Below are 10,694 nucleotides of genomic sequence, written 5' to 3' on the forward strand. Positions count from 1 at the left end.
ACAGAAATTTTAAATTTTGTTCGTGCATATAGAATTTAAATTTCGCCCGCCTACACGAAATCAGTTCTACTCGCTCGCCACGAATTTTGCTCATTAACGCAGGAATTTTAAAATTCTACTCATTTGCGTAAAAATTTTAAAATTTTGCTCGCCTGCGCGGAGTTTTCAAACCCGTCCGCAAACGCACGGCATTTTGCGCGAGCGAGCAGTCGTTGCGCCTCGCCCAAATTTATGCACTGCGACTTACTGCGAGCATCTGGCTAAATTTAAACTCGCTTGCCGAAAGCTTAAATTTTAGATCCGCTACACTGCTAATTTACGCATATGCCGCGCCTTAAAATTTTAAATCCGTTTCGCCGCATGATTTTATTGCGTCGTTATAAATTTGCTACGTACCCGCGTCTTTAAGATTTAAAACCTCTTTTAGCGCATCGCTTGTTTTAAAAATTTAGCTTCGTTATACCGCAAAATTTTACGCCAAATCTGCGTCCGCCGCTCTTTATTCCTAAAATTTCGCGCAGTTTATTCTTTCCGCACTATGAGATTTGACTTTACGTCTAGCCGCTGTAAATTCTAACGTCGCGAAATTTTACCCTCCGCCTAGATGCCGCAAATTCCGCGTCATTTTTGCGTTGCGCTCTCGGGCACTACGTCTTTAGCGCGCTGGTTTGATACAGCTGCATAAGCTGCTCGTAAAACTCGCTCTCGCCGTGGCTCTGTAAGATCCCGCTGTTTGGAAAAAGCTCGTCGTAGAGCTTTTGTAGATCTGAAAACCGCGCGGGAAAAAGCTCGCTTAAAATCATCGCCGAGATCTCTTTACGCATAAAAATCGCGGGCGGCAAAATCCCCGCGCGCAGCAGTGCCTTGAGATTTTGTGTGCGGTAATGCACGTGATGATGAGCGCCGTGAGGGCAGTTTTTGGTGCTTACGAGCACCTTGCACTTCTCGCAATAGACGTATTCTGGCATCAGCAAAATCTCTATTTCGCCGCGCTTTTGATACTCGTCCAGCACCGAATGCACGCCGCCTCTATCGAAAAACAGCTCCATATTTGCGTGATTTTGCCCGAAAATTATTTTGTTTATACCTAAATTTTTTGCGATCGCGCATTGCAGGGCGGGCTTGTCGTCAAAAATCGCAAGCGAGCCCAGATCGATCATCATGGCGCGTTGCGCGACCAAAAAATTTTGCAGCAAATAGCTTAGCGTTTTTTTGCGTAGTTCGTAGGGCAGGGCATCCGCGCTGCTCGTGCCGGTTAAAAAAATCACCACGAAATCCGCCTTATCGATCATATGCCTAATCAGCCGCTCATGCACGCGGTGGATCGGATCGGCGCAAGTAAAAAACGCTGAAATTTTAGGCGCGGCAAGCGAGCTTGCGACTTTTTTTATGCGCGCGATTTGCTCTGCAAGCTCATTTTTTAGCAGCGTGATGCGCCCTTGCACCGCAGTTTGCTCTGCGTACGCGTTTTGAAACACCGAGTCTGCGACCTCGCTTGCGCTTGGAGCATAAACGTCGCTAACGTCTATGCGCGCGACAAGCTCGCAAGAGGCGGGATTTGCAGTGGAATTTTTGATGAAATTTTCGGTGGAATCTGAGATAAAATTTCTCGCCAAATTTGCTACGGATTTTGCATCTGCGCTACAAACGCGATTGATCGCAGAATTTTCGGTAAAGCTCCGCGCGGAATTTGCCGCAGAATTTTCGCTGGAGCTTTTCGCCAAATCCAAAGCGGCGTTTTTCGCAGATTTTGTATCTGCGCTGCAAGTAAAAGTTTGATCATAGCTCGCGGCAAGACTTTCTATATGGTCTAAGCCCTCGCTTGTGGCGTTTATAGCACTTTTTGCACTTGCAGTGCGCGCGAAATCCGTGCTGCTTTTCGCAAAATTCTGCTCATTTTGCGCCGCAGCAGAAACTCCATCCTGCAAGTTGCGAGGTTCTTTAGCTAGCAAATACGCGCCGCTCTCGCCGCTAAGCGAATTTTTGGCGCGTTCGGCTATGCCGTCCTTGCTAAGATAAAGCTCTAAAATATCGCCCTTTTTTGCGTCCGCGTAGGAAAAAACGAAATTTATACCGCATACGCTTAGCTTGCTTGGGCGCAGTAGCTCGCAGCTCTTGCCGAAAGCGCCGTTTGCGAGCAGGCTCAAGACGTTTAGGTCGGAGCGCGAGATTACTATCTTGCGGATTTGCGTTGCGCTATTATTTGCGCCTTTGCTCTCGCTTCCGGCTTGCTCTGCTTTTAAATTCCATGCTGCGCCCTTAGCTCGCGCCTCGTCTTTTCTGGCATTGCTCGTCTTTGACATTTTTAAATTCCGCATCGTTTTTAAATCACGCTTTGCTTTTGAGTTCTGTGATGCTTTTAAATTTTGCTTCGCTTCTAAATTCTGCGCCGCGTCACTCGAAGCTTTTGTAGCATTTAGAGTTTTTGTGCCGCTTGAAATTCCTTCACTTTCAAGCGGTTTTATTTCGTGCAAATTGTCCGCATCGCGTGAAATTTCTATCTCGCCTGCGATCCGTACCGGATGCGCGCGGCTATTTTTTTCTTGCGATGCCATATTTTTTCCTTTTCTCCCAAAGTGATTTTCTAGAAATCCCGAGTGCCGCCGCCAGATCGGAGTCGAAATACTCGTCTTGGTGCGCTACGATCGTGAGCTTTACGTATTCTTCGATGCTTAAAATTTCACTGCGTTCTTTGCTGCTGCCAAGCGTAATTTCGTCGCTAAAGCCCTTTTGCGCGCCGATGGATCCGACGATTACGCGCATGGATTTGGTTTTGCTTAGAAATTTTTCCTTCTGCGCGCCGCTTAGGCTATCAAAATCTGGTGCGTAAAAAATCTCTGCGCCGCGTTCTAGCAGTTCAGGGCTTTGCGAGGATAGAATTTTAAGGCGCGATTTTAGCGCAAGCGCGATCTTAAATACCGCCGCAGCCCGAGCCGCCGCATCGCCGCGCAAAAGAAGCGGGAATTTTATCTGCGCTAAACGCGCGGGCGGTATTTCGCACGAAAGAGAGATATCTTTAAGCAGTGCTTCGTAGGCTTCGTTTTGCGATTTTAGCGAGCGAAACTGCGCGTAATGCTCGATCTTTTTTATGAGCTCCTCTATCATAAAAGGCTTTTGGATATAATCAGTAGCGCCCGCTTTTACGGGGTTTAACACCGTTTCGCTATCGACGTAGGCGACCATCAAAATTATGATCGAGCGCCTAAATTTCTCGATCAGCGGATAAAAACTCGCGCCGCTCCAGCTCGTAGAGAGCAGCACCGCCTCAAACTCCTCCGCAAGAGCCGCCGCGGTCGCCAAACTCGCCGCGTTAGTGCATTCATGCCCCAGCGCGCCCAGCTTGTTTGCGATACTTTGAGCAAGATAGCTTTCGCTCTCGATTATTAAAATTTTCATACGCCCTGCGCCTTTTCCGCGTGCTTTTGCCAGTCGTAAAATTTTAAGCTTACCGCAGCCTGCGCGGCGATGCCTTCGCTTCTGCCCGTAAATCCCAGCCCTTCGGTCGTGGTTGCTTTGACATTGACGCGCGCGCAGTTTAAAATTTCGCTCAAAACCTCTTGCATCTGCGCTTTGTAAATGCCGATTTTCGGGCGCTGCGCGATGATCGTAATATCGGCATTTACGAGCTCGTAGCCGTAGCCCCTGACGCGCCGCATTACCTTTCGTAACAGCTCCTTGCTGTCCGCGCCTTTAAGCTTGGCGTCGCTGTCGGGGAAGAGCTCGCCGATATCACCCAGCATCGCCGCGCCGCAAATAGCGTCGATTAGGGCGTGGATCGCTACGTCGCCGTCGCTATGCGCGATCAGCGCGAACTCGCATGGAATTTGCACGCCGCCAAGCACGATGCCCGCGCCTTTTTCAAGCGCGTGCACGTCGTAACCCGTGCCGCAAAAAATATCGCGCGAGCAGGGTTTTAAATTTAGCGCCGCTAGATCGCTTGCGCGCGTAATTTTAAGCGCGCCCGCCTCGCCTTTTATAAATTCCAACCGCCCGCCCGCGCTGCCGACTGCCGCGCTGTCGTCGGTAAAAATTTCGCTTCCCTCAAGCACCTTTTTAAGTAGCGCCGTGCGCGAAAGCTGCGGCGTTTGGATGAGGCGCAGCTCCTCTCGCTCCACAATGCGCTCGCCGAGATAGGTCGTGTCGTTTACGCCAAGATAGGGGCTGATACAGTCCGCGTCGCCTAAATTTCGTATCAGCGAGGAGATCAGCTCGGGCGAAATTTGCGCGCGCGCTACGTCGCTTACGAGCACGAGCTCGCTCTCTACGAGCTTTAGCGCGTTTTTTAGCGAGCTTTGGCGATTTGCGCCGCCTGGGACGAAGTGAAATTTTAAATTTGCAGAGCCGCATTCATCTGCGCCGCATTCGACTTGAGCTTTAAAATTTTCCGCGCCCCGCGGCTTGCTTGCGTCGTTTAGATCATCTGCGCCGCATCCGATCCCGCCCCGCTCGCTTTGAAATTTATACTCGCTCGTGCCGCACTCTGCGCTTTTGCCGCGCGCCGAAGCCGAGCTGCACGCATAGAGGCGCTCACAGTAGCCCACATCCTCCTCGTTCATGGCGATTATGATTTTTTTAAATGGGTGCGCCCGCGCGATATTCTGCGCGACGTATTGCCAAAGCGGCAGCTCGCCCACGCGCAGCCACTGCTTTTTGACAGGGAGCTCAAACCTACTCGAATCGCCCGCGGCGAGCAAAATCAGCGATATATCTTTCAAATTTTATCCTTGAAATTTTGTTACGAAATTATACGTATTAAAAATGAAAGCAAAATTAATCGCGGCTTGCGGGCTAAAATATCTTAAGTTTAGGCGTAAATTTACGCAGCGCGGCGGTAAAATTCCAGCCTGCGTTACGAAAATAAACGGCAAAAGAAAAGTAAGGATTAATGAAATTTGTTATATTATACGCGAATTTTTAAGAAGCGAGGCGAAAATGACTGAAAGCTGCGTAACGCAGATCTATTTTGCAAAAAAGGGCGAGCCGACGCCGCAGATGAGAGAGGTCGCGCAAAGCGAGCGTATGGATGTGCGGGCCTTGTGCGATCTGCTCGCGCAAGGAAGAGCGATCATCCCCGCAAACGTTAATCACAAAAGCTTAAAGCCTATCGGTATCGGGCGCGCGCTGCGGTGCAAGATCAACGCCAACATCGGCTCTTCTGGCACGACGAGTGATATCGAGGGCGAGCTGGAAAAGCTTGAGGCTTGCTTAAAGTACGGCGCCGATACGGTGATGGATCTAAGCACGGGCGGCGATTTGGACGAGATCCGCGCCGCGATAATCGAGCGCTCGCCCGTACCCATAGGCACGGTGCCGATCTATCAGACGATCCATGAGCTGGGCGATATTAAAAATTTAAAAACGAGCGCTATTCTTAGTGCGATCGAGAAGCAGGCGCGGCAGGGGGTGGATTATTTCACGATCCATGCGGGCTTTAAGCTAGAGTTTATGCCGCTGCTGTCCCGTCGCAAGATGGGTATCGTAAGCAGAGGCGGCTCGCTGATAGCGTCGTGGATGATGAAATTTCATAAACAAAACCCCTTCTACGAAGCGTTTGATGAAATTTGCGATATCTGCGCCGCCTACGACGTATCGCTATCTCTAGGCGACGGCTTGCGCCCGGGTTGCTTATACGACGCGACCGATAGAGCGCAGCTTAGCGAGCTTGAAATTTTAGGCGAGCTAGCCCTGCGCGCGAATGAAAAAAACGTGCAGGTGATGATCGAGGGGCCGGGACACATTCCGTTTAATGAGATCGAGCTTAATATGCAGCTAGAGCGCAAGCTCTGCCGCGACGCGCCGTTTTACGTGCTGGGGCCGCTTCCGACCGACATCGGCGCGGGCTACGATCACATCAGCTCGGCTATCGGTGGGACGATGGCTGCGTATTGCGGCGCCAGCATGCTCTGCTACGTAACGCCCAAGGAGCATCTGGGGCTTCCCAATGCAAAAGACGTCAGAGAGGGCATCATCGCGCACAAAATCGCCGCTCACGCCGCGGACGTCGCGCTAGGCAAAGCGGGCGCGATAGAGCGCGATCACGAGATGAGCGATGCGAGGTATAATTTTGATTGGAACAGGCAGTTTGAGCTTAGCTTCGATCCTGCGCATGCGCGCGAGCTGCACGACGAGAGCCTGGGCGATGAAATTTACAAAGGCGCGGAGTTTTGCTCGATGTGCGGGCCGAAATTTTGCGCATATAAAATCAGTAGAAATTTAACCGAAAATAAGGAGAAAGAATGAGTAAAGACGAAGTCTTAAATTTGCTTAAAAGCGTGATCTATCCGGGCTTTTCTAAAAGCATCGTGGATTTTGGATTTGTAAAAGAGGTCGAGATTGGCGATAGAATTTTCGTAGGGATCGAAATCCCCAGCGCCAAGCCGGAGATCGCCGCAGAGCTCAGATCGGCGGTGCAAAAGGCACTCGGCGCGGACGTGGAAATTTTAATCAAACAGCCGAAGATCGCCGAGGAAAAGAGCAACTCTCGCAGCGGAAAAAATATCGCGCCGCAGATCAAGCATTTCGTGATGATCAGCAGCGGCAAGGGCGGCGTAGGCAAGAGCACGACGACGCTAAATTTAGCCATCAGCACGGCAAAGCTCGGCAAGAGAGTGGGGATTTTGGATGCCGATATTTACGGGCCGAATTTGCCGCGAATGCTGGGAGAGGATAAGACGCAAGCAAGCGTCGTGGGGCAGAAGCTAAAGCCGATCTTAAGCCACGGCGTGGAGATGATGAGCATGGGCGTGCTGATGGAGGAGGGCGCAAGCCTCATCTGGCGCGGCTCGATGATAATGAAAGCGATCGAGCAGCTGCTAAAAGACGTGGCGTGGAGCGATCTGGACGTACTTTTTTTGGATATGCCTCCGGGTACGGGCGACGCGCAGCTTACGCTCGCTCAGAGCGTGCCGGTGACGGCGGGCGTGTGCGTAACGACGCCGCAGACGGTCGCGCTGGACGATAGCGCGCGCGGGCTTGATATGTTCGAAAAGCTCCATATCCCGATCGCAGGCCTTATCGAGAATATGAGCGGCTTCATCTGCCCAGATAACGGCAAGGAGTACGACATCTTCGGTCGCGGCGGCGCGCAAAAGCTGGCGCAGCGATACAACACCGAAGTAATCGGCGAGATCCCGATCGAGATCGCTATCCGCGAGGGCGGCGACAGCGGCAAGCCGGTAAGCTTCTACGCGCCAGATTCTTTGAGCGCGAAACGCTACGAAGATGCCGCGCGCAAGCTGTGGGAAAAGATCGAAAAGATCGATCGCGAGGAGCTGGCGGACAACTCCGCGATCCAGCCGGTGATGGACGGAAAGAGCGCCTGCTCGAATTAGGATTTTGGCGGGCGCAGCGTCAAATTTCGCGTGGAATTTCTCGTGAATTTTGCAGATTAGAATTTGGCGCGGAATTTCATAGTTTGGAATTTCACGCCTAATTTTGCTGCAAATTTTATAATACTCGCAAAATTTCGGTATGCAATCCGTCATAGAATTTTGCCCGTAAATTTAGCGGGTAAAATTTCACGCGGGTTTTGCGGCTCGGAATTCTGCGTTAAAATTTCGCCATGAAATTTTGAAGTAATTTTACGGCGTCAGTAAAATTTTTGTGTATAGAATTTCGTGTAGAGTTTCGTAGCACGGGATTTCATACTAAATTTTAGAGCTTGAAATTCCGCTTTGATTTTGAGCAAATTTATAACGCTCACAAAATTTGGGCAGACGAAATTTCGTAGTTTGGAATTTCGAGCTAGAATTTTACCTAAGCTTCGTTGCGTGAGGGTTCAGATAAAATTCTAAGCGCAGAATTTAACGGCGAAAATTAAATTCCAAACGCGCAATTCAACGAGGTAAAATTTGCCGTAGAATTCCGCCTTGGAGTTTTAAATGTAAAATTTTAAGCATAAAGCTTTGCCGCAGAATTTTAAAATGTGAAATTTTAGCGCTAAAGCTCTGTTTGAAAATTTTAAGATGGGGCTTTAATATGAATTTTAGGCTTGAAATTTATCGCGCCTAGCTTTTTAGCGGTAGCCGTAGCATTGCACTGGTTTAAATTTTATTTCGCCGGGTTTCATGGCGGTGGAGCTTATCTGCGAAAGCCTCTGTAGAGCTTATTCGGGATGGAATTTTATCCGTAGCGGTCGCGGCAAGGAAATTTCTCGCGCAGCTGAAATTTAAGCAGCTGGAATTTCATTCGTATAGGCTGTGAAGCCAAGGCGGCAAAATCCCTAAGCCTAGGGTTTTTAGGTTTAGGGATTTTACTTTTATACGAAATAAGAAAGGTCGGTAATGAGGTTTTTGATTATTTTGGTGCTTGCATTTGCGGCGTTCGCGCAAGAGAGCAATATGCAAAAATGGGCGAAAGAGATTACCGCGGACGCGCAGATCCCGCAGGATAAGTTTTTGGCGTTTTATCTAAATAAAGATGAGCCTAAGAAGGTGATTTTCTCTGAAAATGTCGATCGCATCAGCGTCAATTACGAAGGAAATTCCTTCCATGAAATTCCATCTCCAAATCTTATGGCGTATTGGGTCGGCGAGTTTAATTTCGACGCAGATGTCGAAAAGATGGTGCTAGGAGATTACGGCTGGTCTACGCTGGTAATTGCCGTGGACGGCACGGATGTGCTAGGCGGGACATCTAGCAATCAAAAGCGCCCGCTTACGTATAAATTTAGCAAGGGCAAGCACAAGATCGAAGCGTGGTTTTTAAATGACGCGCATTCCAGCGAGCTTTTCGTGGATTTTAAAGACGTAGAGCCCTTTTATCGTCAAAAGGACGCCGTAGCCAAGATCCCTGCGGATAAGGACTACGACCTGTGGCTCGGCGCGATCTATGAAAGCGCTCAGATGAACAATCGCGTCAAGCTAAATTTAGCCAAATCAGATAAGCCCATCGTGCTGCTACTTAGCTCATATCGCGCCGTGGAGTGGGAGATCTCAAATCCTCAAAAGAATGAAATTCTAGCCGTGTTAATTTACAACCCCATAAGTAGCGTCCGTGGCGTAAGCGGTGCGCTTTACGTTGAGGACTACAGATATACGGAGGCTGCTGATGGGCTTAAATGCGAGTGCATCTCGGGCAATGTCTTTCACTGCGACGGCAGCGAGATTTATGATATGAACGGGCGCGTAAACGGGATATTTGGCAGAGGACTTGGGGCGTTTGCCGGCAAGCACGCCGTAAATTCCTTAGATTTGCCGGGGCTTGTTATTACTCCAAAAATTTTAGACGAAAGCAAAGCTCGCCTACTCTCGGTAGAAGCTGACCGCAAGAAATGCGAAAGCACGCCGATGGATGATGTGTTTAGGTAGGATGAAATTTAAAATTTGGAGGAAAAATGAAAATTTTAAGAGTATTTTTACTGGCTTTTTGCGTATTTCTTGCTTGTGCAAACGCTAACGACACACAAAAATGGGCGAGTGAGATCACAGCGGGTAAGCAGATTCCGGCGGATAAGTTTTTGGCTTTTTACTTAAATAAAGACGATCCGAAAACCGTCGTTTTCTCGGAAACGGTCGAAAATATAAATTTAAATTTCGCTTACGATAAGTTCCACAAGATACCTTCCGAAAAATTTATTGCCTACTGGGTCGGGATTTTCGACTTCAAGCAGGATACGCAAAAGATGATTTTGGCGGATTTTAGTCGAGCAAATTTGCGTATCGCGATAGACAGCGAGCAGATATATGACTCTGAAAATGCTAGGAACAAAGCCGTCACTCATAAATTTAGCAAAGGGCGTCACAAGATCGAGGTTTGGTTTGTAAATAACTGGCATACGACAGATATTTTAGTGGATTTTAAGGATGAGGTAAAATTTTACGAACAAAGCAAAATAGCCGAGAAGCTAAAAGGTCAAAATTTTGATATCTGGTTAGCCGCCGTTTACGGAAGTAGTGCGCAAGATAGCAAAATAAACGTAACGTTAGAAAAAACGCAAAAACCTCTTGTAGTGATACTAAGTTCATATAGCGCCGTGCGCTGGGAGGTATCAAATCCGCATAATAATAAAATTCTAGCCGTACTCGTTTTTAATCCGGTAAGTAGCATAAATTTGAAAGAAAATATCTATTTTATGGATGATCGCGGATATAGTGGAGATACGGAGATGAAGTGCTATTGTGTTGGCGGCGGATCGGATTTTCATTGCGAGGGCGGTTATATAAGTAGCAAAAATGAGCGCATCAAAAAAGAGTTTGGACAAAATTTAAGCGGCTTTGGCGGTTCGTATAGCTCGGCTGTAATAAATTTACCAAGTATTTTGATAGATGAAAACGTGTTTGCCAAGGACGCTGAGACTAAAAAACAAATCGAAGCTGATCGCGAAAAGTGCCTAAAAAGCGGTAAAATAAACGATATTTTTAATTAATTTTAGGAGTAAGAATGTCTAAAGAATTTAAAACGATAGAGGAGTTGAATGAGCTTATACAGGGCGTGCGAGCAGCCAAAGGCTATCGCGATCCGATCATGTGGGCGGTCGGGCGTGTATTTAAGGGGCGCGCGGAGGGGCATAAAAGCCTAAGCGTGAATTACGCGCACGTAAATTTTAAAGATGGGCTAGTAAGCGCAGCAGTGCTAATCCATGCTCTAACCGAATGCGGCGAGGTCGTGGATTTTAGCGGTAGCGAGTGCGTCCTTCTGCTAACGCACAAAGCCCTAAAAAAGGCGATCGAGGCTTTAAAATTTCTACAGCCAGA

8 protein-coding genes are annotated in these 10,694 nt (G+C 48.6%); 5 read left to right on the plus strand and 3 right to left on the minus strand.

Going from position 1 to position 10,694, the window contains the following annotated elements; all coding sequences use genetic code 11:
* Positions 1 to 647 precede the first annotated feature (647 nt).
* From Q0460_RS01990 to ispF, 3 genes are read right to left on the minus strand one after another with little or no spacing between them, the layout of a single operon-like run.
* Positions 648 to 2,555, minus strand: a complete 1,908-nt coding sequence (locus Q0460_RS01990; RefSeq protein WP_299084210.1) for a hypothetical protein — start codon at positions 2,553 to 2,555, stop codon at positions 648 to 650.
* Positions 2,533 to 3,396 (minus strand): response regulator, encoded by an 864-nt coding sequence (locus Q0460_RS01995; RefSeq protein WP_299084214.1) that lies wholly within the window; start codon positions 3,394 to 3,396, stop codon positions 2,533 to 2,535. Before Q0460_RS01995 ends, Q0460_RS01990 begins: the two co-directional genes overlap by 23 nt.
* Entirely contained in the window at positions 3,393 to 4,715 is a 1,323-nt protein-coding gene (gene ispF / locus Q0460_RS02000) for a 2-C-methyl-D-erythritol 2,4-cyclodiphosphate synthase (RefSeq protein WP_299084217.1), read from the minus strand. Before ispF ends, Q0460_RS01995 begins: the two co-directional genes overlap by 4 nt.
* A gap of 217 nt (positions 4,716 to 4,932) precedes the next feature.
* On the opposite strand from ispF, the gene thiC reads away from it, so the two are divergent.
* The 5 genes from thiC to Q0460_RS02025 form a co-directional block, all read left to right on the plus strand.
* Positions 4,933 to 6,240 carry a phosphomethylpyrimidine synthase ThiC gene (gene thiC / locus Q0460_RS02005; protein ID WP_299084235.1) on the plus strand — a complete coding sequence of 436 codons (1,308 nt, stop codon included), beginning with the start codon at positions 4,933 to 4,935 and terminating at the stop codon, positions 6,238 to 6,240.
* Positions 6,237 to 7,331, plus strand: coding sequence for an Mrp/NBP35 family ATP-binding protein (locus Q0460_RS02010; protein WP_297880747.1), 1,095 nt, complete (start codon positions 6,237 to 6,239; stop codon positions 7,329 to 7,331). Before thiC ends, Q0460_RS02010 begins: the two co-directional genes overlap by 4 nt.
* A 951-nt stretch (positions 7,332 to 8,282) precedes the next feature.
* Complete coding sequence (locus Q0460_RS02015) at positions 8,283 to 9,308, plus strand: hypothetical protein (RefSeq protein WP_299084222.1); 1,026 nt, start codon at positions 8,283 to 8,285, stop codon at positions 9,306 to 9,308.
* A gap of 26 nt (positions 9,309 to 9,334) precedes the next feature.
* Positions 9,335 to 10,366 carry a hypothetical protein gene (locus Q0460_RS02020; RefSeq protein ID WP_299084225.1) on the plus strand — a complete coding sequence of 344 codons (1,032 nt, stop codon included), beginning with the start codon at positions 9,335 to 9,337 and terminating at the stop codon, positions 10,364 to 10,366.
* Positions 10,367 to 10,380: 14 nt separating this feature from the next.
* On the plus strand, positions 10,381 to 10,694 hold a 314-nt coding region (locus Q0460_RS02025), incomplete at its 3' end, for a tetrahydrodipicolinate N-succinyltransferase N-terminal domain-containing protein (RefSeq protein WP_299084227.1).

Origin of the sequence: uncultured Campylobacter sp. (assembly GCF_937980635.1) — a bacterium.
In the GTDB taxonomy this organism is placed as follows: domain Bacteria; phylum Campylobacterota; class Campylobacteria; order Campylobacterales; family Campylobacteraceae; genus Campylobacter_B.

Excerpts from the sequence above, each read along its gene's own strand:
- Q0460_RS02020 (WP_299084225.1), top strand. The coding sequence starts at position 9,335 with ATGAAAATTTTAAGAGTATTTTTACTGGCTTTTTGCGTATTTCTTGCT.
- Q0460_RS02010 (WP_297880747.1), top strand. The coding sequence starts at position 6,237 with ATGAGTAAAGACGAAGTCTTAAATTTGCTTAAAAGCGTGATCTATCCG.
- Q0460_RS02015 (WP_299084222.1), top strand. The coding sequence starts at position 8,283 with ATGAGGTTTTTGATTATTTTGGTGCTTGCATTTGCGGCGTTCGCGCAA.
- Q0460_RS01995 (WP_299084214.1), bottom strand. The coding sequence starts at position 3,396 with ATGAAAATTTTAATAATCGAGAGCGAAAGCTATCTTGCTCAAAGTATC.
- Q0460_RS01990 (WP_299084210.1), bottom strand. The coding sequence starts at position 2,555 with ATGGCATCGCAAGAAAAAAATAGCCGCGCGCATCCGGTACGGATCGCA.
- thiC (WP_299084235.1), top strand. The coding sequence starts at position 4,933 with ATGACTGAAAGCTGCGTAACGCAGATCTATTTTGCAAAAAAGGGCGAG.